This window comes from Dyadobacter sp. HNCC25DJ185, assembly GCF_056895195.1.
Window position 1 is genome coordinate 1,240,990 of sequence record NZ_JBXHAR010000001.1, and the last position, 26,171, is coordinate 1,267,160.

Sequence of the window (26,171 nt, forward strand, 5' to 3'; positions counted from 1 at the left end):
AAACCGAAAGTTTTGGAATTTAATTCTCAGAGAGGATACAAAGTGGGGCAAGAAAAAAGACATCCTTCGGGGGATGTCTGAATCAATGTAGCGGGGAGCAGGATCGAACTGCCGACCTTAGGGTTATGAATCCTACGCTCTAACCATCTGAGCTACCCCGCCGTAGTAATTGTGGTGCAAAAGTATGTTAAATAAAATTATCGCACAACCAGTTTTGTTATTTTTGGAGCCAAAAATATGATTCCGCAAAAAAAGCAAAATGAACTTTACAGACATATATTCTCGAATTATGCTATATTACAACTTTTAAATCAGCGCTTAAGGCGGGACTGATGGGTTAACCTTTTTAATTTTAGTTCATATGGAAAAATATAAGTTTATTACTGAATTTGAATTGCGTTCCTCTCCCAAAGTACTATTTCCATATATATCTACGCCTTCTGGTCTTGAACAATGGTTTGCTGAAAAGGTCACCGTATTACCTGATCATCGTTTTGACTTTCAGTGGGACGGTGACAGCCACATTGCCAAACAGACCTCCTTAAGGATTAACAAGGCAGTACGTTTTGATTTTGAAAATACAAGTGAAGACAATCTCGACAACAACCACCTGGAACTAAAACTTGAAGTAAGCGAGTTAACTCAGACAACCTTTCTGAGGGTGATCGATTACTCTTCCAACAAGGATCAGGACGAGCTTGCATCACTATGGGACGGATTTATGGATAATTTAAGAGAAATAGTAGGAAGTTGATGAAAAAGCTGGATAAGCTTATTTTGACCTCATTTTGGGGGCCTTTTATAATAACTATGTCGGTCGTGGTCTTCGTTTTTTTGATGAGAATCATGATATTCTACATTGATGATTTTGTTTCGAAGGATCTCGGAGTTACAGATTATGCCCAGTTATTCTTCTTTTTCAGCCTGATTACCGTTCCCACCGCGCTTCCACTTGCTACCTTGCTTTCCTCATTAATGGCTTTCGGGAACCTCGGAGAGTTTTTTGAGCTGACAGCCCTTAAAAGTGCTGGGATTTCTATCGTACGTGCTATGAGGCCGCTGTTTGTGGTTGCGATATTTATCAGCGTCTTCTCCTTCTTTTTTAACGACCGGATTTCCCCATGGGCCAATCTCAAAGGGTACAGTCTTCTGTATGACATCAAAACAACGAAGGCGACTTTGAAAATTAAGGAAGGTATTTTTTACAATGACCTGCCCGGGTACAGTATTAAAGTCGATCGGAAAGAGGAAAACGGGAAGTTGATCGGAATGGTGATTTACAAGCATAACAACCGGTCTTACGAACTGGGTAACACCGAGATTATCCTGGCGGACTCGGGCAGAATGTATTCGATTAACGAAAACCGTTACCTGGTAATTGAGCTGTACAACGGGACGAGATATACGGATGAATCCAACTCGGCGTCTTCTAGGCCGGTATACATTTCATCTCCGACTGGTACGACTCAAAGTTATTCTAATTTCAGCCGTAATTCATTCAATCATTACCGGTTAACCGAAAGCCTTTCTTCATTCGGTATGAAGAGGACGGATGAAGGGCAGTTCAAATACCATGAGTTTATGAAAAATATCACTGATCTGACCTCAACCGCTGACTCGCTGCGGAAGTCTTATCAGGAGACAAGGAAAAACCTGGTTTCGGGCAGCCAGCAATATTACTCTTACAATTATCGGGAAGGCACCGACAAGACGATCAAAAGTGGCAAGTGGATTGACTCCTTATTGGCGAAGCCAGTCTCCGACAGCTTAAAAAAAGAGATCATTCAGAATACAAAGAGCGCCTCTAACAGCATGCTCAGTTACACCAGGTCACAGACAGACTATCTGCAGACAAAGTTGAAGGATGCGAATAAATACGAGTTAGAAAAACACCACAAGTATACCCAGGCGTTATCTTGCCTGATCATGTTTTTGATTGGTGCTCCTTTGGGGGCGATCATCAAAAAAGGCGGATTCGGTGTGCCGGTTTTGGTGTCTATCCTGTTCTTTATTCTGCTATATGTCCTAACCAATCAGGGGGATAAATGGGTAAAGGAAGGACTGCTCGCCGTGCCAATAGGGGCTTGGATAGCCAATACTGTGTTGTTCCTGGCAGGGCTTTATTTTATAGATAAAGCAAGGAGCGATTCCAGATTATTCGAGAAGGATGTTTATCAGATGTACTTCAAGAGAATTAAGTCACAATGGGTAAGTAGATTTGGTAAATCGCGGCTTATCCAATCATAATAAAATTATATTTTTAAAATAATTATAAAAGTCCTAATTTTGCAGCCTTATTTACGGCAAGGTGCTGTAATTACTTCATATTAATTAATCTGTTGTTACAATCATGTATTTAACCGCGGAAAAGAAGAGCGAGATCTTCGAATCAAAAGGTTTTAAAAAGGAAAGCGGAGACACCGGATCTGCTGAATCACAAATTGCTTTATTTACGTACCGTATCAACTACCTGAACGAGCACCTAAAAACGCACAAGAAAGACAACGACACAAGACTTGGCCTTCTTAAAATGGTAGGAAAGCGCAGAAGATTGTTGGATTATCTTTACAAAAAGGACATTAACCGCTATCGCGCGATTATTGCTGAATTGAACATACGTAAGTAATTAGAAATCAGGGAACTTCACTTTTATGATAGTTCCCTGATTTTTTGCGGAAAATTAAAAGACGTCAGGATGGCGTTTCACAGCTACAAAAATCACATCATTTTATGCTCTTTAATATAGTTACAAAGACTATAACCCTACCTGATGGCAGGGAAATTACGATTGAAACAGGAAAATTAGCAAAGCAGGCCGATGGCTCGGTTGTAGTAAGAATGGGCAACACGATGTTGCTGGCTACTGTTGTTGCTAATAAAGATATCAAGGAAGGTCTTGATTTTTTGCCGTTATCGGTTGATTATCAGGAAAAATTTGCTTCCGCAGGACGCATCCCGGGGAGCTTTCAGCGCCGGGAAGGAAAACTATCTGATCATGAGGTTTTGATCAGCCGTTTGGTGGATCGCGTTCTTCGTCCATTGTTCCCTGACGATTATCATGCAGAAGTACAGGTCAACATACTTCTTATGTCTGCCGACGCTGCTGCTTTGCCTGACGCACTTGCAGCACTTGCAGCTTCTGCAGCACTGGCTGCTTCAGATATCCCATTTAACGGACCCGTCTCGGAAGTGAGGGTCGCTAAGATCGATGGCGCATATGTTATTAACCCGGGTACTGTGGAACTCGAACGCGCTACATTGGACCTGATGGTGGGTGCTACCTATAACGACATCGCTATGGTGGAGGGCGAAATGAGTGAGGTTTCGGAGGAAGAAGTGATTGAGGCGCTTAAAATTGCCCACACAGTGATTAAAGATCAATGTCTTGCCCTGAAAGAATTTGAGGCAGCTGTTGGTAAAACTGAAAAGAGGGAGTACGTAGGCGATGAGTCCGATCTGGAATTGGAGTCACGGGTAAGAGGGTTTGCCTACGACAGGATATATGCTGTTACCCAGCTTGGTTCTACCAATAAAACGGTAAGAAAAGATGGTTTCAAAGTCGTTTGGGAGGATTTTGTAGCTTCCATCGGAGAGGAAGAGGAGGTAAATAAGACGCTTGCAAAAAGATACTTCAATGACCTGGTATGGGAAGCTTCCCGTCGACTCGTATTGGACGAAAGAAAACGTCTGGACGGTCGCCGTTTGGATGAAGTAAGGCCGATTGCCTCGGAAGTTGATTTCCTGCCCAATGCACATGGATCAGCGCTGTTCACCAGAGGGGAGACGCAGTCTTTGACAACAGTAACCCTTGGTACAAAAAATGATGAACAGATCGTTGACTCTCCGTTGAAATACGGATACAGTAAATTTATGCTGCATTATAATTTTCCAGGCTTCTCAACCGGCGAGGTAAAGCCGAATCGTGGGCCTGGACGCCGCGAGGTGGGGCATGGAAACCTGGCACTTCGTGCTTTGAAAAAGGTATTGCCAGCTGTTGAAGACAATCCATATACAATTCGTATTGTTTCCGATATCCTGGAATCCAATGGTTCGTCGTCTATGGCGACTGTTTGCGCGGGCTCCCTTGCTTTGATGGACTCTGGTTTGAAAGTGAAAGCACCGGTTTCGGGTATTGCAATGGGACTTATTTCAGATGAAGCAACTGGCAAGTATGCCGTTCTTTCCGATATTCTCGGTGATGAAGATCACCTGGGAGATATGGATTTCAAAGTAACCGGTACAGAAGCTGGAATTACGGCCTGTCAAATGGACATGAAAGTGAACGGGCTTTCATTTGAAGTGCTGACAGAAGCGCTGATGCAGGCAAAAGCTGGTAGACTTCATATTCTGGGCGAAATGAATAAGACCATTCAGCAGAGCCGCCCGGATCTTAAGCCACATACTCCCCGTGCTGTTGTGATCAAAATTGACAGAGAAATGATAGGAGCAGTGATTGGACCAGGTGGAAAGGTTGTTCAGGATATACAAAAAGAGTCGGGTGCAACGGTTTCTATAGAGGAAAAAGATGGGGCCGGTTTTGTAAGTATATTTTCTGCTGATAAGACTTCAATGGATAAAGCGGTTGCAAGGATCAAGGGCATTATTCTGGTACCTGAAATTGGCGAGGTTTATTCTGGAAAGGTTAAATCCATTATGCCTTTCGGCGCGTTCGTTGAATTCCTTCCTGGAAAAGACGGACTATTGCATATTTCTGAGATTAAGTGGGAACGACTGGAAAAAATGGACGGTGTCCTGGAGGTTGGTGAAGAGGTTCAGGTAAAACTGGTTGAGATCGATAAAAAAACTGGAAAATATCGCTTGTCACGCAAAGTTTTGCTGCCGAAGCCGGAGAACAAAAATGAGTAAAACGGTGTTCCTTTAGGCAGTGACACTATGAACGTCAATAACATACTTAATACAGATAATAGATGAGACAGCTAAAGATCAGTAAGCAAATTACCAACCGTGAAAGTCAATCGTTAGACAAATATTTGCAGGAAATCGGTAAGGTAGATTTGCTAACGCCGGATGAGGAGGTGACCTTAGCTCAAAAAATCAGAGATGGTGATCAGCTTGCATTGGAAAGACTGACTAAGGCGAACCTTCGTTTTGTGGTCTCAGTTGCAAAGCAATACCAAAATCAGGGATTGTCCCTGGGAGACTTAATCAATGAGGGAAACCTGGGTTTGATTAAGGCTGCACAACGTTTTGATGAAACAAGGGGATTTAAATTTATTTCATACGCGGTTTGGTGGATTCGCCAGTCTATTTTACAGGCACTTGCCGAGCAGTCGCGTATTGTACGTCTGCCGCTCAACCGGGTAGGTTCACTGAATAAGATTTCAAAGACTTTTTCAGAATTGGAGCAGCGTTTTGAGCGTGAGCCGTCACCGGAGGAATTAGCCGAAGTACTTGAAATTTCGTCTTCTGAGGTAGTGGATACCATGAAGATTTCAGGCCGCCATGTATCTATGGATGCCCCCTTCGTACAAGGCGAAGAAAACAGCCTTTTGGATGTGCTGGAAAATGATTTGGAAGACAAGCCGGATTCAGGTCTGGTAAATGAATCTCTTCGTAAAGAAGTTCAAAGAGCGCTTTGTACTTTGACACAACGCGAAGCTGATGTGATTGCGTTGTATTTTGGCCTGAATGGCGAGCATGCGATGACTTTGGAAGAGATAGGGGAGAAGTTTAACCTGACCCGCGAACGTGTACGTCAGATCAAAGAAAAAGCTATCAGGCGCCTTCGTCATGTTTCGAGAAGCAAAGCTTTGAAAACCTATTTAGGTTAACTTACAAGACATTGAACCTACAACAGAGAATTTTGATTTAAAGATTATCGACAAATAGCCTCATGATGAGGCTATTTTCATTTTCAATATGGCCATTTTACAACCCATCATTGATATTGCCGCAATTTGCTATGCGCATGGCATCAGGCACGTTGTTATTTCCCCGGGATCCAGAAGTGCGGCCCTGACTTTGGCGTTCTCGCGTCATGGTGGTTTCCAGATGCACGTATGCATGGACGAACGTTGCGCAGGTTTTATCGGAATGGGTATCGCACAGCAAATTGGAATACCCGTTGTGCTGATTTGTACTTCAGGAAGTGCATCGTACAATTTCGCTCCGGCCGTGTCAGAGGCTTTTTTTCAGCAGGTTCCACTGTTAGTCCTTACGGCAGATAGGCCGAAGGAGTGGCTGCATCAATATGACGGTCAAACTATTTATCAGACGGAGATTTATGGTCGGCATGTTAAAAGATCCTTTGAATTTTCTTCAGATTATCAGCACAAAGACGTCCAATGGGCAATTAATCGTATCACGAACGAAGCAATAAACCTGGCTGCCTCTCAGCCTTGTGGGCCAGTTCATATCAATGTTCCGATTCGCGAACCCTTTTACCCTACAGATTCAGAGAATTTCCAGCAATCGGAAAACATCAGGATCGTGAAGCGCCAGGAGCCGGATGCAACCTTATCTATAGATTTCTGGAATGAATTGTTGGATGAATGGGAGGGTTCTAAAAGGATTCTGATTGCGGTCGGACAAGGGCGAGCCAATACCAGAGTGAACAATTCTCTTGCTCGTATTTCCCAGGAATGGGGACTACCAATAGTTGGGGATTGTATTTCAAATTTGAATGGTTTTCAAATTATACAATCTCATGACCTGTTTCTGAGTAAAGAGGCGACCTTTGACCTAAAGCCGGATCTGCTGATTACAGCTGGCTTATCATTCGTCTCTAAGGGTTTGAAGCAGTTTTTGAGAAAACATCCTCCATTAAATCACTGGCATATAGGAATCGACAATTTTTTAGCCGATCCAACACAGTCCCTGACCAGGCAAATCCAGGTTTCACCCGGATATTTCTTTGATACGCTTTTTGAAAAAATTGATTATCAGTTATTTGTACAAAATACCGATGCGGAATCCGACCTAGGATATATTGTAGAATGGGAGAAAAAAGAAGCGTTATCACGAAGGAAATTGTTCGATTATATGAACAATTTAACATCGTTAAATGATCTAACAGCGATTTATAGCCTTTTTAAGTATATCAATATTGAAATTCAGTTACATGTTGCAAACAGCATGGCCGTACGATATGTTAATGTTTTGGGGGTTCCAAAATACGTTTCGGAAGTTTTCGCTAACCGCGGGACCAGTGGCATCGATGGTTGCGTGAGCACCGCCATCGGCGCGGCAATTGTCAATAATAAGCCGACTCTTTTGATTGTGGGCGACGTGGCTTTTCTGTACGACCGTAACGGTTTGCTGCGGCACTCACTTCCTCCGAATCTGAAAATTGTTGTGCTAAATAATGCCGGAGGGAACATTTTTCGGATGATCGATGGCCCAACTGGACTGCCCGAATTGGAGGAATTTTTCGAGACCAGGCATTCCTTTTCGGCCAGGAGGACTTGCGAAGATTCAAACTTAGGTTATTTTTCGGTATCCGATATAAGCAAACTCGAAAGGGAGATACAGAAGTTTCTGAAAAGTGAAGGGACTGCTTTGCTTGAAGTCTTCACAGACCCTCAAGAAAACGAAAAGGTTTGGAAGGGGCTTCGCCAAATGAATTTTAATTAGGCGTATTAGTGGCAGTATTTAGACGCTTCTGCCATTGCCACCGAGTCTTTAAGAACAATACCTTTGCTCCATATTTTACAAGCCTCTGAAACTCGTTTTTGCAGAAAGTAAGTTTGCCCTGTTAGCCCGTACAACATTTCCACTGGATCTGCGAGGTCTATTGCTTTGAGAAACGATTGCAGGGCAAGGTCTAGTTGATTGGTTTCCTTGTAATAAATACCAAGATTTCGAAGTGCGTAACCGTTTTTCGGCATTTTTTCAAGCGATTTTTCAATCAGCTTTTTTGCTTCGGCCGCCGATCCTGTCTTCAGAAGGACGTACCCTTTGTTATTAAGCGCCAGGGCGTTTGCAGGGTCTACATTTAATATCTTATCGAAAAAGGCAATAGATTCGGCCAGGCGTCCTTCTTTTACATAAATCAATCCAAGGTTATTAAGGGCCTGTGGTTGGTCGGGGTCTAGCGCCAAAGCATTTTCAAAATCGCCACGCGCAGCCTGAAATGCCCTGAGGTTGTAGTAGGCTGCTCCCCGGTTTACATAGGCTTCTATATTTGTCTTATCCAATAACAGCGACGTATCGTATTCTGGAATAGCCTGAGCAGTGTTACTCTCAGCGGTCAGCAGATTTCCTTTTAGGAGGTGATAAGAGGCGGAATCCCGATAATCTTTTTCAATATGCGCAAGATCTTCCGCCGATTCGCTTAATTTACCTAGTGTGAGAGCAACCTCAGACCGCACCAGGTTGGCCTGTAGCAAACTTGGGTCAATCTCGATCGCCTTTGTTAAAATCTCGTAGGCATCCTCCAGGCGCTCCATTTTTAATAAAGTTATCCCTTTGTTAAGGTAGGCGTCCGAAAAATCTGCATTTTTGGTAATTGCTTCATCATAGAGACGCAGTGCTTCGGCATAGTTCTTTTGGCTGAGAGCTTGGTTTCCTTTTAAAAAGAAATCCGCAGCGTCCCTCTTGTCTTGGCTGGAACATGATGAACTTAGTACTAATATAGTTAGTACTAATATGGTATTGAAGAACATAGTCATTTTACACATAAACATAAATGAGATACATTAAGGATATACCCAATGCTCATTTCAAGATTGGTTTATATCAATGGAATAGCAAATATATCATCAAAGTGGAGTCGGGCATGTATGAGCAAACGTTTAAAATAGATGATTACGAGGTTCAAGACATAACAGAATTGGAAAGCTGCATGGACAATGAATTTCTGGCATTTATTTCCGTCCGTTTTAGTGAAATGCACGATGGTTTTCAGGATACCTTAAAACGCAATAATGTCCTTTTTTAACTGTTTCCAGGCGTTTCTGGGGAGGAAACGTATACGGTTTTGGTTTACAGTTCGTTAGATATCACAATCATTCAATAATAAAATCCACCAACTCAGTCTCTATGGTCCTTAAACACGGCGCCTCCACGTTCGGAATGCTTTTATATGTTGGCGCGTCTTCCGTTATCGCTCAGAATACACTAAGTATTACCGAACCGGAAGCCCATTTCCGAAATGGTCTGGAATATTATGAGAAATCGAATTATGTAGCCGCCAGGCAGGAATTCGGCGAGTTTCTCAATACCCAGGATAAATTACTCAGCACCAGCGACTATAATAAAGTGACAGCCGAATATTATGTGGCGGTTACAGGGCTTTATCTTAATTATCCAGAAGCCGAAGTCCAGGTAGACAGGTTCGTTAAAAATCACGCTGAACATCCGAAAGCGCAACAGATTTATGGTGACCTGGGTAGCTATTATTACGAGGACGGAAACTATGAAAAGGCCATTACGTATCTGGAAAAAGCAGTTCAAGTCAAAGGAACTCCAATAAGTACCTATCAGCTGGCGATGTCTTACTACAATACAAAGCAGCCTGAATTAGCGCTTCCTTTATTTAACCAAGTGAAAAACGAGGTATCTTTTCCAAATGCCGGAGATGCCTCGTTTTATGCAGGGGTAATCAACTATCAGAAGAATAATTTTGAAGCGGCTTATGAAGACTTCAAACGGATCGAGGATCATCCGTACTACAAGAATGAGGCGCCTAACTGGATTATATCTTCCCTTTATCAGCTAAAAAAATACGATGAGCTTTTGCAATATGGCGAGAAGATACTGACGCAGCAGAGAGGAAATACTAAATTGGATGACGTCGCTCTTTATGTTGCCGAAGTGTATTATGAGAAAGGTGATTATGCCGGAGCAGTAAAGGCCTATGAACGCTATAAGCGTATGAAACCAGGCGTTGTACCTCCTGCGGTGGCTTTGCACTATGGACATTCACAATTTAGGACTGGTAATTTTGAAGGTACAATCACAGCCTTAAAGCCAGTGGGATCTGGCAAGGATTCTGTTTCGCAATACGCATCTTATTTGCTGGGAGTCAGTTACTTAAAGACAAATAATTTAAGCAATGCTTTAACGTCTTTCGGCAACGCGTCAAAGCTAGACTTTAATACAACTGTGCAGGAGGAAGCTTATTATAACCACGCAAAAGTCCAACTTGAGACCGGCAATAATAGTGAGGCTGTGAAAGAGTTCACCAGTTTCATGACCAGATACCCGCAAAGCAAACACACCGAAGAAGCCACCGAACTGGTTGCGGAAGGATATGCCAGTTCAAGCAACAGTTCAGCTGCTATTAAATACATAGAGGGCTTAAAAACACGCAATGCTAAAATAAATGGTACCTATCAAAGGCTGACCTATAATCAGGGAGTAACAGATTTTAATCAGGAGAGATTTGATCAGGCCATTGTGATGTTTGATAAATCCTTGAAATTTCCCCTGGACGAGCAGCTATACAATTCTGCTTCGTATTATAAAGCTGAGTCGACTTATGGTCTTAAGAAAACCGATGAGGCTGCGGCGCTCTACTTGCAGATTTCAAAAAATCCTAAAGCAGGCATTTATGCAAGAAAGAGTTTATATGCACTCGGATACATTTATTATAACCAGAAAAAGTATGCTCAGGCGTTGACTTACTTCAAGGAATTCACTAATAACATTGAGGGGATGGACAGCCAGATGATCGAAGATGCCTATTCAAGGTTGGCGGATTGTTATCTGGCGGCGAAGAACTACAGTGAAGCGATACGTACTTACGAGCAGGTTGCTGCAAAGGGTAAAGTGGACAAGGATTATGCCTTATTTCAAAAAGCCCGGGCATATGTGTACATGAACCGGGAAGCGGAGGCGCGGAAGCAGTTTGATTTGTTGATCAGCCAGTATCCGTCGTCACGTTATCTCGACGATGCCTATTTCCAGATGGCAGATATTGATTTCCAAAACCAGAGCTATTCCGCGGCCGTAAAGGGTTTTACGCGCATGATCAACGAAAAGCCAAAGAGTTACCTTATCCCGGCTGCATTGCTCCGGCGAGCGCAGTCATACTATAATCTTCAGGTATATGAGCAGGCGATTGTGGATTTTCGCAAAATACTGACTGAATACGCTGATTCGCCATCGGCGAGCAGTGCGCTGGAAGGCATTCAGGAGAGTTATACGGCCGTAGGGCGTCCGGAGGAGTTTACGCAGGTGCTTGGAGTTGTCCGCAAGAATAATCCAGGTAACGAAAAACTGGAAGAAGTTGAGTTTGATAACGTACGTAACTTGTATTATGCCGAAAAATATGAGAATGCAATCAACTCTTTAAAGCAGTTCATCAGCAGTTATCCTGCCAGCAAGCACCAGTACGACGCCCATTATTTTATCGCTTCCTCTTATGATAAGCTAGGCAAGGTAAATGATGCTTTGCAGGCGTATAGCAAAGTCGTTCAGGAAAACAGGTCTACATTCGTAGCTGTTTCGGCACAGAGGTCTGCGGAGCTGGAAATTGGCCGCGGTAACTTTAACAATGCGGTAACCAACTTCAGGGTGCTGCTTCGCAATGCCGAGAGTAAAAAAGAGCAAACCCAGGCTTGGATAGGTCTCATGGACACCTATTACACTTTAAAGAGCTACGATTCCACGCTCTATTACGCGAAAGAGGTGGTCAACGTAGGAAACATTGTTCCCGGAGGAGTAGGCAAAGCTCAGCTTTATATGGGTAAAGTCCCGTATGAGCGTGGGGACCTTAAAAAAGCTGCGGATGAATTCAAGAAAATCATGTCCTCCTCAAAGGATGAATACGGTGCCGAGGCAAGTTACTGGAATGCAGTAATCTTAAATAAAGAGAAGAAATATAAGGAAGCGGAGACTGCTATTATCGAAATGGGAAAATCCTTCGAGGGGTATGACTATTGGCGCGCAAGGTCGTTTATTCTTCTTGCAGATGTGTATGTCGGGATGAATGAAGTAGGACAGGCGAAGGCGACATTGAACTCCATTATTGAAAATTCCGACGATAAAGAGGCGGTTGAACTTGCCAAAGAGAAATTGACTCAGATCGAAAAATTAAAATGATTCACCCCGGTTTAGGTAAACAGATAATCTTATTACTCATGATGAATTCCAGCTCAATACGTTTTTCGTTGTTTTTACTGACTATTGGGTTCTCAACCCAATTTGTGAAGGCGCAAAAGGGCGAGATAGAAAGTCAGACATACGAAATTGTAAAGGAAAAAAGCATTGAATTTGCCCCGGCTAACCGGGTTTTTGATAAAGTGCAGCCGGTGCAAGGCGAAACTGGCAAGAAGAAAGTGGCTTATGAAATCATTGATCCCAACATTAATGTGACCTCGCCCAAGCTCACACCGGCTGTGGGAGTTTCATCAGATGAGAAGGATCGCCAGGCCAAGCCCGATGTTTTGAACAATTATGTGAAACTTGGTGGAGGAAATTATGGCAGGCTGCTGGGTGAACTTTTTGTAGGTGGCCGTCCTTCCGAGGATCTTGCCTTTACTGCACAACTTAAACATTTGTCTGCAGCCAATGGCCCGGTGGATGGCAAGAACTCAGCTAATGCTGGCACGAATATCAAGATCGCCGGCAAGTACATCCGAAGCAAATACAAAGTGGAGGGCGGCGTCGATTACGACCGCAAAAACTACTACTTCTATGGGTACAAGCCACAGCCCGAAGGCGTAGCAGTGAACCGTGATACGATCCGGCAAACTATAAATCAGTTTGGTGTCAATCTGGGTTTTGAAAATACGGATGCCTCTGTTTTGGTCGACTATTCGGTAAAGACAAATTTCAGCAGTTTGAAAGACCGTTATAGTGCTTCGGAAATAGATTGGGGAACCAAATTGACTGCTTCCGTGCCTATTTCGGAAACATTTTATGCCTTACTCGATGCTGATGCTTTTGTATCGCAACGTGTGGACAGGCTGACTTATAACCGTAACCTGTTCCGGGTAAAACCTACGTTTAAGTATGTTACAGATGTATTTTCTGTTTCCGCAGGACTTAATGTCGTCAACGAAACAGACAGCGAGCTGGACATTAACAGAACCAAAGCATTCCCCGCCGTTAATTTGGACGTCACACCATTTACGGGCCTGCACATTTTTGCCGGATGGAATGGTGACATCGTCAGAAATACGCTAAAAAGTATGTTGAGCGAAAATCAGTGGCTCGGACCCAATGTGTTGATTGTGAATACTGATAAAACAGCTGAATTCAGCGGTGGAGTGAAGGGAGAGACAACAAGCGGCTTCAATTACGAAGGTAAGGTCGCTTATACCAGCTATCGGAATTTTTACAATTTCAACAATTCGCTGGTCGATACGTCGAGGTTTTCCATTATTTATGATTCAGGGAAAACGAAAGTACTTACGATTTCCGCTCAGGCAGGTTACAGTTTTAACGACTTATTCAAGACATCGCTTAAAGCGAACTTTTTCGATTATTCGGTGGAAAATGTAGAGGAAGCATGGCACCGGCCTGACCTGACGTTAAATTGGTTTAATGCACTATCTATTAGCAAAAAACTCTTTGTCACGGCTGATTTTTATATGTTAAGAGGAATAAAGGCAAAGAATTTTCAGACAGGCGTCGTGACCAAATTGCCGGTTATCACTGATCTGAATCTTAAGATAGACTACTTGTTAACCAGGAACTTCTCGGCCTTTGTGACCATCAATAACATACTTGGCAAGCAGTATCAGCGGTACCAATACTACCCTCAGCAGGGGCTAAACTTTATTGGCGGATTATCGTTTTCTTTTTAACTTCGCTGAGATAACTACAAAAAAATAAATGATAGCAGTTGAAACCGTAATCCGAAAACTCATTGGCGAATACGAATTCGTGATTATTCCAGGATTCGGTGCCCTGCTGTCACATCAGGTTCCTGCCTCATTCGACAGAAGCTCCGGATTTTTCACACCCCCTTTGAAACGGCTCGCTTTTAACGAATACCTCAAGTTGGACGATGGCTTGCTTGCCAATTACATTTCTAGGGAGGAAAAGTGGTCTCATAGCGAGGCGGTGGATTATGTAAGGCTATACACCGAAAAGCTCTGGGAGAGCCTGGAATCAAGAGGAACAGCTAATATTCCTGGAATCGGCGAGTTTAATAGGAACGTGGAAGGCAAGCTGGTTTTCGAACCTAACACTGGTAAATACTTTAAGGATGAGTGGTACGGTTTCGGCAAAGTTAAGGCCAGGGAATTGAGCAGAGAAACAGTATCGGCGACCTCTGCCCATGCCTACACCAGAGAAGATGAGGTAGAAATAGTCGAATTAGATGAAGCTACCAGGAAACCTGTAAAATGGCTGGGATGGGCAGCGGCGGCAGTGGTCGCAGGTCTTCTATGCGGGTTGAGCTTTTTCTTTGTCAACTCGTCGGAAAGTGAGATCAGAAGCACATTGAATCCATTTACTGAGCTTTTCAGAGGTAGCAAAGTAGTCCCAAAAGAAAAGAAGATTGTTGAGCAATCCGCTAAGGTGAGTTCTGTTGTGGAAAAAGTTCCTGCTGTGGAAACCCAACCTTTGGCCACCGATTCGCTTGTCAATAATCCAGTAAAAGTGAACAACGAAGTGGTACCCCCTGCTGCTACAGAAGCCTTGGTTTCCAAGCCGGCTGTGAAAGAAGCCAGATTCTACGTAATCGCGGGTGCATTTAAGGGTAACAGACAAGCAAAAGTGCTTTTGACAGAATTAAAGGCTAAAGGGTTTACAGAAGCAATGATTTTACCGGGTGATCCATTCAGCAAAAAGGTGAAGGTTGCAATAGATGGATACGATACCGAAACAGAGGCATACCGCGCCTCGGCCAAACTCAAACAGGTAATAGGCGAAGCCGGCTGGGTTTTCAAGAAAAAATAGCGACTGGTAGCCGGACAAAAAAGGAAGCACTTGGGCTTCCTTTTTTGTTGCATACGAATTTTTCTAAATTTACGTTTTCGAAAGAAATTACAGCACAATCACAATGATGACATTACAAGCAGAAGATAGACAAAGAATAGCTATTTCATGGGCTTGCTCCTTCGGCATTACTGCAGCTATGCTCGGCTTGTTTTTCTTTATCAAACTGAGCAGCTCTTTGCCAAAAGTGGAACCTATGGAGCTGTTTGTAGAGGTGAACTATGGAACGAGCAAGGCCGGGAAGGGTGATATCCAGACGTTTAACAAACCCAGCAACAGCAAGGTTGCCCAGAATATGAAGGCGGATGCTGACGAGGTCAGGAAGGTGAAATCAGTGTCAACACCAAAGCCAACACCACCTACACCGCCGAAAATAGAATCCCCAAAACCCACAAAAACGGTTGCTGAGAAGCCGGTAATTACAACAAAAGCGGAAAGCCCTGTTGAAGCTCCGGAAAAAACAGACGTGAAAAAATCGACCGGCGTGGAAAGTTCCTCGGCTCCTGTTACCAAGCCGGCACCTGAAAAGGCCGTCAATAAGGATGCGCTTTTTACTAAATCTGCGGGCAGCAAGTCGGGTAGCAACGGAACAAATGGTACGCAGAGTGGAGTTGGCGGGAATAATAATGGGGACGATGCAGAAGGCGTGGGCGACAAAGGTTCAAAAAGTGGTAGCTTATTCGCTAAAACCTATAAAGGCGAAGGCGGTGGCGGCGGAACTGCTGTGGGCCTGAGTTTATCTGGTTGGAGCTGGTCAAGAAGGCCTGTTGTGGACGATAATTCGGACGCTACCGGAGATATTACATTTAAGATTACGGTTGACCGCAACGGAAGGGTTAAAAGCATTGTGACGCAAAGTACGACAGTTACCGATTATGCTGTGGTAAACAAATACAAAAGTGCTGTCCGCGATCTGACTTTTATTCCAAAATCTTCCAACGTTCCCGACGAATCAATTGGGACAATTACCTTTAAAATACGCTCTCGGTAACCAGAAATGAATTATCAGGAAACGATCGATTACCTTTACCGTAGATTGCCAGTGTTTCAAAATATCGGGGCCCGAGCTTTTAAGCCGGGCCTTCATACTACACGTGAGCTTTGCAAGTCATTAGGCAATCCACAGGACCAATACCCGACCGTTCATGTTGCAGGAACTAATGGGAAGGGGAGTACTTCTCATATGCTCGCCGCTATATTGCAAGAGGCAGGCTACAAAGTTGGGCTCTATACGTCCCCTCATTTAAAGGATTTTCGGGAACGTATAAGGGTAAACGGTAACTTTGTCGATGAAGAGTTTATTATAGATTTTACAGCAAGTCAACGATCTAACATTGATAACCTTAACCCGTCTTTTTTCGAAGTGACCGTGGCAATGGCATTTTCATACTTTCAGAAGAGCCAGGTAGATGTAGCCGTGATAGAAGTTGGTATGGGTGGCAGGTTGGACTCAACCAATATCATTATTCCGGAAGTCTCGGTGATAACGAATATCAGCTTCGACCACACCCAGTTTTTAGGGGAAACTTTGTCTGAAATTGCTGGCGAGAAGGCAGGTATTATCAAACAAAATGTTCCGGTTGTCGTAAGTGAATATCAGGGCGAAGAAATAGCCGGGGTCATGCGCGATAAGGCGAAGGCTTTGAATGCACCTTTAACATTTGGCTCACAGCAGTTTCAGATTAATCCAAAAGGTTTCGATAACGGCGCAATGGTAGTAGATGTATTGGAAAGATCATCGGGCGAAAATAGACTGTCTTCATTAAAGCTAGACCTGGCTGGTTCTTACCAGACTAAAAATCTTGCTGGCGTGTTGAGCGCGGTAAGTGTACTGGTGTCTAAAGGGTGGCAAATAACTGATGATATGGTATATAATGCATTGCAATCAGTTGTGCGGATTACCGGGCTGAAGGGACGCTGGCAGAGGCTCATGGAAAAGCCGCTTGTATATTGCGATACTGCCCATAATTCAGCCGGGCTGAGTGCTACAATAAGCCAGTTTGTGCAATTGGCCCACAAGGAAAGGCGGTTTGTGATCGGTTTTGTAGGAGACAAGGATATTTCGGGGATGCTGGGGCTATTTCCCAAGGATGCGATTTATTATTTCTGCCAACCTTCTAATATGCGCGCCTTAAATGTGTCAGAATTGAGCGCTGCTGCGTCCAAGCGCGGACTGCATGGTAAGAGTTATGAAAATGTAAATGAAGCCTTAAAACAGGCAATATTTGATTCGAGCGAGGAGGACGCGATCTATGTCGGCGGAAGTACCTTTGTAGTCGCGGACCTTGAACAATTATAGAAAAATTAGAATGGCGCGAAGAAAGTTGCATCATTACAAGTTTAATGAAGATGCAGAAAATGTAATTCAGGCTGGAAAGCCATTGTATACCGAGATAAAGGGGAATTGGAATAAGTTTTACTTTAACAATATCAATCCGATTGTGGTAGAACTAGCATGTGGAAAAGGAGAGTATACCGTGGGGTTGGGCAGCATGTTTCCCAATAAAAATTTCATTGGAATGGACATCAAGGGCGATCGTATTGCGCGTGGTAGTGTCTTAGCTAGCGAGCAAAAGTTGTCTAATGTTGCGTTTCTTCGGGCGGGGATCCAATATGCCCACGAGTTTTTTGAAGAGAATGAGCTCGACGAAATCTGGTTGGTTCATCCAGACCCGCAGGTAAGGGACAGGGATGAAAACAAAAGGCTGACAAATCCCGGTTTTCTGAAAAAATACGCGGAATTTCTGCGTAGCGGTGGAATGTTCTATTTAAAAACAGACAGCGATTTTCTCTATGGATATAGTTTGGATACGTTGAGCCGGTCGGATCAATATACTATCCTAGAGCATACGGAAGATCTTTATCAGTCGCCGCTCCTCGACGAGCACTACGGAGTTAAGACGCATTACGAGGGGATTTTCGTGGCGAAGGGCTATTCTATCAAATATATCAAAGCTAGGGTGGCCTGAAAAGCAAAACGCCCGCATTCGAAGAACACGGGCGTTTCTGCAAAGTCGGATATACTATTTTGCAATCAGGCTTGCGAAGTAGTAAACTGTTCTCACAAGTTGTGAAACATATGACATTTCGTTATCGTACCAGCTTACAGTTCTTACAAGTTGCGTATCTCCAACTTTCTGAACTCGTGTTTGCGTTGCATCAAAAAGGGAACCATAGCTAATTCCGATAATATCGCTGCTCACGATTTCATCTTCAGTATATCCATAACTCTCGTTAGAAGCAGCTTTCATCGCGGCGTTAATTTCATCAACCGATGTTTCTTTTGCTAGAATAACGGTTAATTCTGTCAGTGAACCTGTCAGAGTAGGTACACGTTGTGCAGAACCGTCCAGTTTTCCTTTCAGCGATGGCAGCACAAGGCCAATTGCTTTTGCGGCGCCGGTGCTGTTTGGCACTATATTCTGCGCAGCAGCTCTTGCTCTTCTCAAATCGCCTTTGGGGTGTGGGGCATCCTGAGTGTTCTGGTCATTGGTGTACGCGTGGATCGTTGTCATTAAACCGTTCACAATGCCAAATTTTTCTTCCAATACCTGAGCCATAGGAGCAAGGCAGTTGGTTGTACATGAAGCACCGCTGATAATGGTTTCCGAACCATCAAGGATATTGTGGTTCACGTTGAACACAATTGTTTTGAGATCGCCAGTGGCGGGAGCAGAGATTACTACCTTTTTGGCGCCTGCTTTGATATGTGCGCTTGCGGACTCCTGACTTGTGAAAAATCCGGTGCATTCAAGGACAACATCCACATCGTGTGCCGCCCACGGAATTTGTGAAGGATCACGTTGGGCGTAGATGATGATATTTTCTCCATTTACTATTACCGAGTTTTCTGTTGATTTAACATCAGCATCAAACCGGCCCTGAGCGGTATCGTATTTAAGTAAGTGTGCTAAGACTTTTGGACTTGTCAGGTCATTTATGGCAACGATATCGATACCTTCCATGTTGTAAATCTGACGATAGACGAGGCGACCGATACGGCCAAATCCATTGATTGCTACTTTAACTTTAGACATATCTCTTGTGATTGGTTATTTATGGGCAATATTAATAAAAATGGCGGCGGATAGAAAGAAAACGCATTTAAAAAAGAAGTTGGCATTTAATACTATCTTAATTAGTAAATTCAGAGAATTGCGATTTTGCTAATTAATAATTTACTAATGAAATTAGCTAATGTCGTTCTAGTTAGTTTACGCGAAACATATTCTTATCTTTTCCTTATTCGGAGTGCTGTTATATCTTTGCTGTTAAAATCTTTTACTTCTTCTCTAAGAACTAAATCATCGTTTAAATACATCCATGTTTTATACTCTTAGAATAAAAAATTCTTATAATTCGTAACTACTTAAAAAACAATAGTTTAAACCATTTTAATTAATCAAATACTTAAACATGACTTTTACCGAAGAAATAGAATCTTACTGGTTCAACAGGGAACTTTTAAAGGAGGAGGCCGCTAAAAATTACATCAGAGAAATTATCGAGGAGCTTGACAAAGGAAGAATACGCGTTGCCGAGCCCAAAGATGATGGGACCTGGCAGGTTAATGAAGCACTTAAGAAAGCAATTATTCTTTATTTTCCCATTCAACAAATGCAGGTAACCGAGGCGGGCATCTTCGAATACCACGACAAGATGAAATTGAAAACCGGCTATGACAAACTTGGCGTACGTGTAGTCCCACCAGCGGTTGCCCGGTACGGAGCTTACATCTCAAAAGGAGTTGTTCTTATGCCGTCATACGTCAACATTGGCGCATATATAGACGAAGGAACAATGGTAGATACGTGGGCAACCGTCGGCAGTTGCGCGCAAATTGGAAAAAATGTACATCTGAGCGGCGGGGTGGGTATCGGTGGCGTGCTCGAACCGGTTCAAGCGTCGCCGGTAATTGTTGAAGATGGGGCATTTATTGGTTCGCGATGCATTGTTGTGGAGGGCGCCCACATCGGGAAAAGAGCCGTATTAGGCGCTGGTGTTACCATTACCGGCAGCTCAAAGATCATTGATGTTACAGGTGCCGAACCAATTGAATATAAGGGATTTGTGCCAGAAGATTCTGTTGTTATACCAGGAACGCTCCCGAAACAATTTGCAGCGGGTGTTTATCATGTGCCTTGTGCCCTTATTATCGGCAAAAGAAAACCCAGCACAGATTTGAAAACTTCGCTGAACGATGCGTTAAGAGAAAATCACGTCGCGGTTTAATTCAGAAGATATTACAAATGTAAAGTGCGGCAGTATGTGCCGCACTTTTTTTGTGCACTATAATTAACATATGCACATGTGAATTACATTTATACACTATACATATATTTAAACTATTCGCTTTGTTTAATATATTAAATTGCAAAGGAAATTCCAATTAGTTACATTTGTGTATTGATTAACCTTACAACATATGGATCTAAGTGACAAGATTAAACAGATACTGGCAGATAAGCATATAACTCCCTCTATTTTTGCAGACGAAATAGGGATACAGCGATCAAGCATGTCGCATATTCTGGCAGGCAGAAATAAACCAAGCCTGGATATCATTCAAAAAATCGTGAAGAGGTTCCCCGAGCTCGGCTTGAACTGGATTTTGGACGAAGGCGAACTTCCGGAAACAATTACCGCGGTCCAGCCAGAATTGCGTAGAAAAAGTACTCCGCCTAGTCAACCTGTACAAAGCATTGTCAGCAAGGAGCAGAAAAGGGTAGTAGTTACACAGGAAAAAGTGATTGATCGTATCCTGATTTTTTATACGGACGGGACGTATAAAGAATTTAAAGAGGCTAGGTAATTTAATGCCCTTTAGTAAAGGAGGATTATTTCAAAAGCAGGATGGTACCATTTAATTCCTGTTCGGCGGTTTTAATCACGTAAGGGTAATTACCTGCAGGCGCTGGCTCATTTTTGTATGTCCCATCCCAAGGCCTTTCGTAACCTTCTGAGAAGAATATTAATTCGCCCCATCTGTTGAAAATGCGCATCTCCTGAATTTGTTCCTTGGCATTGTAGATCTGAAAAGTGTCGTTATGCCCGTCATTGTTGGGAGAAAATGAATTTGGGATATGCATTTTATCTATCACAAAAACCAGCGTTGAGGCTTCGGCGGTGCATCCGCTGGCAGATGTTACTAATAAATGATATTCTGTTTCCTGGGTCGGCGAAACAATTGCAACCTTATCAGCAGGTGCAGAGACCAGACCTTCCGGCGGAGACCACAAATAAGTATAGGCAGCATTTGATGGATCGATCGTTGGGACAAGGGAGGTCCTGGACGACTCGATCACTCCTTTTTTGGCAGGTAATGTCAGGGTAAAATTGCCCTGACCTATGCGCAAAGTGTCCCGGCCAGCACAACCAAGCGTCCCATTACTGATCTTAATCGAATACGTCCCGGCGGCATCAACGGCAAGTACAGCCTTTTTTTCAGTCAATTGTACGTTGTCCTTGCTCCATTCGATCACCTCGCCGCTGTTCAGACTTCCGTTGTTAGCTAGTAAACTAATGGATTCTCCCTCGCACAAAGTATCCTTCGGTGCGGAAATTTTAGCCAGAACCGGATCTGCATAACGGGCATGAACCATTTGGGAGGTCGTATCCCGGGAGCATTTCTTTGTATAGCTTTTCACAACAGAATAATTACCAGAGTCCTTGACCATTATGGTGGAGCTAACTTCCCCTGGAATATTCAGACCGTTTAGCTGCCATTGGTAGGACCAATCAGGCGAACTTGCAGTTTCCAGCTGGACGGGACTTTCCGGGCAAAACGAGATTTCAGTAACCGGCTGCGATTGCATGGTAATGACCGGCTGCTCAGGCTGGTCGTCATTACAGTCAATCACCAATAGTTGAAAATCTCTTCGAACGGCCCCTATCTTTCGCCCATTTCTGTATTCCTCGCACTGAACTGAAAAGACATACAAGCCGAGCTGGTTGGCAGTAACTGAGATAATGCCGGCGCTATTGATTTTCAACGGACTGGTTCCCGGTATTACATTAGAAAGCGAAATGCCGGCTACCCAAGTAATCGTAGGGTAGCCACGCTTGGACGTGCTATCCCCGAAAGGCTGCTGGGCGTCAGTGTTTCCTCTGAGAGGCGTCACTAGGGAGTACCTCAATTCATCTCCATCCTCGTCAGTTGCGCTCATAGTCATGGAGAACGGTCGATTGCTGCAAATATACTGCCCGTTGGGCGCTACGAACTCGGGTGACGAATTCTGAACAGAAACGGGAGGGAACTCAAGATAAAACACCATGCCGTTATCACCAGGTGAAGTTATGTTATTGATATCGGCATTGCGGCAGCAACGCTCCCAAACAATATAGTAACCACTCATGTCGCTGTACTTCTGTGCATTCAAAGTAACCTGCCCCTGATAAATCCCCATTAAAGTATTCAGGGACCTGACCACCGCACAAGCTTTATTTTGGTAAGCAATCGTTTCTGAGTTGATGTAGCCTACCCTTACCGTTTCCATAAAAGCATTGTCGCTTTTCCGGTAAATATATAGATCTGCCCACAGGTCCCTGTTTCCTGTCGACAGTGGTGTCGACTCAACCAAATGATTTTTGTCCCAAAACTGTATAAGCGTGATCTGAAAGCTATTGGGGCCGCCACTGCGCTTCATTCGGAGTTCCCCGCCCACGATATGATTAGCCAAAACACCCGTCGTAAAGACATTTAACAGTGTTAATGTAAGAAGAGTGCACAGTACACCTCTGGCCATATTGATTCGCTAACAATTGCACATGCCATAAAATTAATCAATCACCTCCAAAATGATCATTTTAACGACCAAAATTTTGGAATACAAAAAATTATATTAATTGTTTCTTTCATACACTTTTTGGCTTTTTACCGGACAGAACAGGATAGTAAGGCCTTGTATTACCGATACTATTGCAAAAACAAGTACAATTCAAATCATTAATTGTACTTATTGAATATCCGTTTCCTATGTTTCACCAAATCTATTGCCATGAAAAAGAGCCATGCCCCGTACAAGTACCCGTGAATTACTCAAATCTCAATTTTAACTCATCAATTCCTAAGCTTATGAATGTACCTCGACCACTAAATTTCCTCACGTGCAGGCGATCGTTCAAGAAAATGATTCTCGCCCACGTACTTTTTGGCGCATTGTCCACGGGTTTTGCGCATGCCGCCATAAATAATTCTGCAGCTCGCCTTCCGGTAACGGTAACGGTCGACAGACCGGTGAAAGGAAAAGTAACTGACGACAAAGGACTTGGCCTTCCCGGTGTGAGCGTAATCCTGAAAGGAACCAGCACCGGTACTGTCACGGACGCTGAAGGAGCTTATAGCATTAATATCCCCGAATCCGGCACCAATGTGCTGGTTTTTTCTTTCGTAGGATATTTGACCAAAGAGGCAACTATAGGCAATCAAACCACCATAGACCAGCAGCTTGCTGTTGATACCAAGGCTCTGGAAGAAGTGGTCGTCGTGGGTTATGGTACCCAGCGTAAACGCGACATCACCTCGGCGCTTTCCGTCATCAACATCGACGACATTGGGGAAGTACCCAAGTCCAACGTGACCAGAATGATCCAAGGACAGGCTCCCGGCGTTATTATCAAGCAAAAAAGCGGAACGCCCGGACAACAATTTGAAGTAAAAGTCCGTGGTATCAGCTCCCTCGGAGCAGGCAGTGACCCTCTGTATGTCATCGATGGCTTCCCGGTGGGGACTTCCGTGGGGCAAAACCTGAACCCCAATGATATCGAGACGATCTCTGTATTGAAGGATGCTGCCTCAACTGCAATTTATGGTGCGAGGGGATCCAACGGGGTTGTGCTGATCACGACTAAATCGGCAAAAGAAGGTAAGACAAGCCTGAATGTTTCTATCGACTACGGTTTCCAGAACGTTCCAGAGGCGAGAAGAACCAAAGTTTTAAATGGTAAGGATTTTGCCCAGTTTAAGAAAGAAGTTTTTATAGGAAGGTATGTACTTGCCAACAAGCGGCAACCCACCAATGAAGAGATCCCTATCGATTTCAGAAATCCTGAGAACACCAAGTATTCTACCAACTGGTTTGATCTGATCCTGCATAATAATGCCCCTTATAAAGACATTAACGTGACTTTGTCTTCCGGGAAAGGCCCAATCAAATCAGTCGTTTCCGTCGGGTATTACAAAGAAGACGGTGCCTTGAAATACACTGATTACGATCGTGCTTCTTTGCGCACCAACCTATCTGGCGATATCAACAAGTTCATCACAATGGGTGCGAACATTGCGGGAAGTTATTCCCGCTCAAGCCTCGCCAGTACAGACGGTCGTAATGCCCAGGTAGGTTTAACGCTCATCGCCGATCCGCGCTATCCGGCTTATGACGAGAAAGGTGAGCTAATCCCTTACTATAATGGAGTTGGAGATATCTTCGGATTTCCTAACCCTTTATATATGCTAAAGAACATCAGCAGAAAACGTAACATCGCCGACGTACTTGCAAATGGTTATATCGAGCTGAACCTGGCCCCCGGACTGAAGTTCAGATCTTCGGTAAACGCCAAAATCAATTACAACACTTATAAGGAATATGTCCCTTCAACGATCGGTTTGCCGGTAGCAACAGGGAGCAGTGGCGCTCCTCCTCGAATTGCAACAGAACGTGACGATGCCGAAGAACTGCGAAACTATGCAGCTGACCAACTGCTGACATATAGCAAGAACTTCGGAGAAGACCATCACTTTGATGCGCTGCTTGGTTACACAGCTCAGCAAGAAACCGTAAAAGGACTTTATGGAGACGGTAACACGTTCCCGGACGATTTGTCCCCATTCCTTGGAAATGCAACCATCCGCTCGTCCAACTCCATGGAAAGAAGGTGGACCATGGTCGCTTACATGGCCAGGTTGAACTATTCATTTAAAGATAAGTATTTGCTATCTGCATCGTTCCGCCGTGAAGGAAGTTCCCGTTTCAGCGAAGGCCACCAGTTTGGCAACTTCCCGGCGGCATCTGTGGGCTGGAGAATTTCGGAAGAACAGTTTATGCCGAAAGTCTCCTGGCTGACTGACCTTAAATTACGGGGAAGCTGGGGTATGACTGGTAACAACACCTATAATGTGACAGCCAATAATAACTTTGGAACAGGCCGCAACATTGCTGACGACGGAAACTATGCGAGTTTGGCTTTCCTTGGCCTCAACAACTACGTGCTCGGGAACACGCTTTCTCCTGGTAAAACAGTAACGCGGTTTGCTAACTCGGAGCTAACCTGGGAAAAATCAAACCAGTTAGACATCGGTATGGACCTGGCTACATTTAACAACAGGCTGGTATTCACTGTTGAATATTACAAAAAAATCACCGACGATATGCTGCTTGGCTACAATATCCCGGCTGTGTCTGGCTTTACCACAACTTTGAAAAACCTGGGTAAGGTTCAGAACAAGGGCGTGGAAGTCGCTGCAACTTATCGCATGAAAATCGGTCAAGTTAACTTTCGCACCAATGCCAACATTACATTCAACCGTAATAAGGTGCTTGCGATCAGGGGTCAGAACGATTTCATTCTTCAGGGAAGCCAGTACGGCGGATACAATATTCAGCAGGTTGGACGTCCGATCGGTATGATCTTTGGGTACAAAAAACTAGGTATATTCAATACCCAGGCTGAGATCGACGCGGCCCCGTTACAGGAAGGTGCCGTACCAGGTGCGATGAAATTCGCAGATTTGCACGGCGCACCAGATGGAGGACCGGACGGGATCGTTTCTTATGATACCAAGGATATGACCGAGATCGGTAACCCTAACCCTAAGTTCAACTGGGGATGGACTTTAGCGGCCGATTACAAAGGCTTTGATTTCAGCGTGTTGTTGATGGGTGCTTACAAATATGATATCTACCGTAACATCGAAGCCTCTACCATGAATATGGACGGCGTTTTCAATGTATTGGAAAAAGCCAAAGACCGTTGGAGATCGCCTGAAAATCCAGGCCCTAACCCGCTGGACAAACATTCGCAAGGCGGTACCGACTATTTCAAATGGTCACGCGAGAGCAGCGAGCGTTACGTGTACGACGGCACACATATGTGGGTTAAGAACGTAACAATTGGTTATACACTTCCAAAAATCGACGGCATCCTGTCTAACGCGAGGATTTTTGTTAACGCGGCTAACCTGCTGCTTGTAACCAAATACCCTGGAAATAACCCTGATGCCGGTGTAAGAGGGGGAACGGAACTTAACAATGACGATGAGTCATATCCCGTTCCTAGAACTTTTTCCGCTGGCCTTAAAGTAAACTTCTAACATCGATAGA

At 44.0% G+C, this 26,171-nt stretch carries 19 protein-coding genes and 1 tRNA gene; 16 read left to right on the forward strand and 4 right to left on the reverse strand.

Annotated features, from left to right (window positions below):
- Window positions 1-88: 88 nt before the first annotated feature.
- A tRNA-Met gene (locus AC1XUF_RS05150) sits at window positions 89-162 on the reverse strand.
- A 199-nt stretch (window positions 163-361) separates the two neighbouring features.
- Between AC1XUF_RS05150 and AC1XUF_RS05155 the strand changes: the two genes are divergently transcribed.
- From AC1XUF_RS05155 to menD, 6 genes are all read left to right on the forward strand, one after another.
- Window positions 362-754 carry an START-like domain-containing protein gene (locus AC1XUF_RS05155; protein ID WP_483340590.1) on the forward strand — a complete coding sequence of 131 codons (393 nt, stop codon included), beginning with the start codon at window positions 362-364 and terminating at the stop codon, window positions 752-754.
- Entirely contained in the window at window positions 754-2,247 is a 1,494-nt protein-coding gene (locus tag AC1XUF_RS05160; RefSeq protein WP_483340591.1) for an LptF/LptG family permease, read from the forward strand. Before AC1XUF_RS05155 ends, AC1XUF_RS05160 begins: the two co-directional genes overlap by 1 nt.
- A gap of 103 nt (window positions 2,248-2,350) precedes the next feature.
- The gene (gene rpsO / locus AC1XUF_RS05165; protein WP_031527901.1) at window positions 2,351-2,626 is read left to right on the forward strand and encodes a 30S ribosomal protein S15; all 276 of its coding nucleotides are present in this window, start codon (window positions 2,351-2,353) and stop codon (window positions 2,624-2,626) included.
- A gap of 104 nt (window positions 2,627-2,730) precedes the next feature.
- Window positions 2,731-4,866, forward strand: coding sequence for a polyribonucleotide nucleotidyltransferase (pnp, locus tag AC1XUF_RS05170; protein WP_483340592.1), 2,136 nt, complete (start codon window positions 2,731-2,733; stop codon window positions 4,864-4,866).
- Between the two features lie 62 nt (window positions 4,867-4,928).
- Window positions 4,929-5,792: a sigma-70 family RNA polymerase sigma factor gene (locus tag AC1XUF_RS05175; protein ID WP_015810559.1), complete on the forward strand. Its 864-nt coding sequence runs from the start codon at window positions 4,929-4,931 to the stop codon at window positions 5,790-5,792.
- 88 nt (window positions 5,793-5,880) lie between these two features.
- Window positions 5,881-7,593, forward strand: coding sequence for a 2-succinyl-5-enolpyruvyl-6-hydroxy-3-cyclohexene-1-carboxylic-acid synthase (gene menD / locus AC1XUF_RS05180; RefSeq protein WP_483340593.1), 1,713 nt, complete (start codon window positions 5,881-5,883; stop codon window positions 7,591-7,593).
- A gap of 5 nt (window positions 7,594-7,598) precedes the next feature.
- On the opposite strand, the gene AC1XUF_RS05185 is transcribed toward menD, so the two are convergent.
- Entirely contained in the window at window positions 7,599-8,624 is a 1,026-nt protein-coding gene (locus AC1XUF_RS05185) for a tetratricopeptide repeat protein (protein WP_483340594.1), read from the reverse strand.
- Between the two features lie 23 nt (window positions 8,625-8,647).
- Between AC1XUF_RS05185 and AC1XUF_RS05190 the strand changes: the two genes are divergently transcribed.
- The 7 genes from AC1XUF_RS05190 (at window position 8,648) to trmB (ending at window position 17,822) form a co-directional block, all read left to right on the forward strand.
- Complete coding sequence (locus AC1XUF_RS05190; protein ID WP_483340595.1) at window positions 8,648-8,899, forward strand: hypothetical protein; 252 nt, start codon at window positions 8,648-8,650, stop codon at window positions 8,897-8,899.
- 101 nt (window positions 8,900-9,000) lie between these two features.
- Window positions 9,001-12,006 carry a tetratricopeptide repeat protein gene (locus tag AC1XUF_RS05195; protein ID WP_483340596.1) on the forward strand — a complete coding sequence of 1,002 codons (3,006 nt, stop codon included), beginning with the start codon at window positions 9,001-9,003 and terminating at the stop codon, window positions 12,004-12,006.
- A gap of 38 nt (window positions 12,007-12,044) precedes the next feature.
- A complete protein-coding gene (locus AC1XUF_RS05200; protein WP_483340597.1) occupies window positions 12,045-13,715 on the forward strand; it encodes a TonB-dependent receptor in 1,671 nt (556 codons plus the stop codon).
- A gap of 28 nt (window positions 13,716-13,743) precedes the next feature.
- Entirely contained in the window at window positions 13,744-14,814 is a 1,071-nt protein-coding gene (locus tag AC1XUF_RS05205) for an HU domain-containing protein (protein WP_483340598.1), read from the forward strand.
- A gap of 103 nt (window positions 14,815-14,917) precedes the next feature.
- Complete coding sequence (locus AC1XUF_RS05210) at window positions 14,918-15,844, forward strand: hypothetical protein (RefSeq protein ID WP_483340599.1); 927 nt, start codon at window positions 14,918-14,920, stop codon at window positions 15,842-15,844.
- Between the two features lie 6 nt (window positions 15,845-15,850).
- Window positions 15,851-17,152, forward strand: a complete 1,302-nt coding sequence (locus AC1XUF_RS05215; RefSeq protein WP_483340600.1) for a bifunctional folylpolyglutamate synthase/dihydrofolate synthase — start codon at window positions 15,851-15,853, stop codon at window positions 17,150-17,152.
- A 10-nt stretch (window positions 17,153-17,162) separates the two neighbouring features.
- The gene (gene trmB / locus AC1XUF_RS05220) at window positions 17,163-17,822 is read left to right on the forward strand and encodes a tRNA (guanosine(46)-N7)-methyltransferase TrmB (protein WP_483340601.1); all 660 of its coding nucleotides are present in this window, start codon (window positions 17,163-17,165) and stop codon (window positions 17,820-17,822) included.
- A 54-nt stretch (window positions 17,823-17,876) separates the two neighbouring features.
- Here the strand turns inward: trmB and gap are convergent, their stop codons facing one another.
- Complete coding sequence (gap, locus tag AC1XUF_RS05225) at window positions 17,877-18,890, reverse strand: type I glyceraldehyde-3-phosphate dehydrogenase (RefSeq protein ID WP_483340602.1); 1,014 nt, start codon at window positions 18,888-18,890, stop codon at window positions 17,877-17,879.
- 379 nt (window positions 18,891-19,269) lie between these two features.
- Between gap and AC1XUF_RS05230 the strand changes: the two genes are divergently transcribed.
- Both AC1XUF_RS05230 and AC1XUF_RS05235 read left to right on the forward strand, forming a co-directional pair.
- Complete coding sequence (locus AC1XUF_RS05230; protein ID WP_483340603.1) at window positions 19,270-20,085, forward strand: 2,3,4,5-tetrahydropyridine-2,6-dicarboxylate N-succinyltransferase; 816 nt, start codon at window positions 19,270-19,272, stop codon at window positions 20,083-20,085.
- Window positions 20,086-20,278: 193 nt separating this feature from the next.
- Window positions 20,279-20,665 (forward strand): helix-turn-helix transcriptional regulator, encoded by a 387-nt coding sequence (locus AC1XUF_RS05235; RefSeq protein WP_483340604.1) that lies wholly within the window; start codon window positions 20,279-20,281, stop codon window positions 20,663-20,665.
- Window positions 20,666-20,690: 25 nt separating this feature from the next.
- Here the strand turns inward: AC1XUF_RS05235 and AC1XUF_RS05240 are convergent, their stop codons facing one another.
- Window positions 20,691-22,532, reverse strand: a complete 1,842-nt coding sequence (locus AC1XUF_RS05240; protein WP_483340605.1) for a T9SS type B sorting domain-containing protein — start codon at window positions 22,530-22,532, stop codon at window positions 20,691-20,693.
- Window positions 22,533-22,981: 449 nt separating this feature from the next.
- Between AC1XUF_RS05240 and AC1XUF_RS05245 the strand changes: the two genes are divergently transcribed.
- The gene (locus AC1XUF_RS05245; protein WP_483340606.1) at window positions 22,982-26,161 is read left to right on the forward strand and encodes a SusC/RagA family TonB-linked outer membrane protein; all 3,180 of its coding nucleotides are present in this window, start codon (window positions 22,982-22,984) and stop codon (window positions 26,159-26,161) included.
- The last annotated feature ends 10 nt before the right edge of the window (window positions 26,162-26,171 follow it).

Bases quoted from the DNA above. Each gene is read 5' to 3' on its own strand.
- AC1XUF_RS05155 (WP_483340590.1), top strand. From the start codon at position 362: ATGGAAAAATATAAGTTTATTACTGAATTTGAATTGCGTTCCTCTCCC.
- AC1XUF_RS05160 (WP_483340591.1), top strand. From the start codon at position 754: ATGAAAAAGCTGGATAAGCTTATTTTGACCTCATTTTGGGGGCCTTTT.
- rpsO (WP_031527901.1), top strand. From the start codon at position 2,351: ATGTATTTAACCGCGGAAAAGAAGAGCGAGATCTTCGAATCAAAAGGT.
- pnp (WP_483340592.1), top strand. From the start codon at position 2,731: ATGCTCTTTAATATAGTTACAAAGACTATAACCCTACCTGATGGCAGG.
- AC1XUF_RS05175 (WP_015810559.1), top strand. From the start codon at position 4,929: ATGAGACAGCTAAAGATCAGTAAGCAAATTACCAACCGTGAAAGTCAA.
- menD (WP_483340593.1), top strand. From the start codon at position 5,881: ATGGCCATTTTACAACCCATCATTGATATTGCCGCAATTTGCTATGCG.
- AC1XUF_RS05185 (WP_483340594.1), bottom strand. From the start codon at position 8,624: ATGTTCTTCAATACCATATTAGTACTAACTATATTAGTACTAAGTTCA.
- AC1XUF_RS05190 (WP_483340595.1), top strand. From the start codon at position 8,648: ATGAGATACATTAAGGATATACCCAATGCTCATTTCAAGATTGGTTTA.
- AC1XUF_RS05195 (WP_483340596.1), top strand. From the start codon at position 9,001: ATGGTCCTTAAACACGGCGCCTCCACGTTCGGAATGCTTTTATATGTT.
- AC1XUF_RS05200 (WP_483340597.1), top strand. From the start codon at position 12,045: ATGATGAATTCCAGCTCAATACGTTTTTCGTTGTTTTTACTGACTATT.
- AC1XUF_RS05205 (WP_483340598.1), top strand. From the start codon at position 13,744: ATGATAGCAGTTGAAACCGTAATCCGAAAACTCATTGGCGAATACGAA.
- AC1XUF_RS05210 (WP_483340599.1), top strand. From the start codon at position 14,918: ATGATGACATTACAAGCAGAAGATAGACAAAGAATAGCTATTTCATGG.
- AC1XUF_RS05215 (WP_483340600.1), top strand. From the start codon at position 15,851: ATGAATTATCAGGAAACGATCGATTACCTTTACCGTAGATTGCCAGTG.
- trmB (WP_483340601.1), top strand. From the start codon at position 17,163: ATGGCGCGAAGAAAGTTGCATCATTACAAGTTTAATGAAGATGCAGAA.
- gap (WP_483340602.1), bottom strand. From the start codon at position 18,890: ATGTCTAAAGTTAAAGTAGCAATCAATGGATTTGGCCGTATCGGTCGC.
- AC1XUF_RS05230 (WP_483340603.1), top strand. From the start codon at position 19,270: ATGACTTTTACCGAAGAAATAGAATCTTACTGGTTCAACAGGGAACTT.
- AC1XUF_RS05235 (WP_483340604.1), top strand. From the start codon at position 20,279: ATGGATCTAAGTGACAAGATTAAACAGATACTGGCAGATAAGCATATA.
- AC1XUF_RS05245 (WP_483340606.1), top strand. From the start codon at position 22,982: ATGATTCTCGCCCACGTACTTTTTGGCGCATTGTCCACGGGTTTTGCG.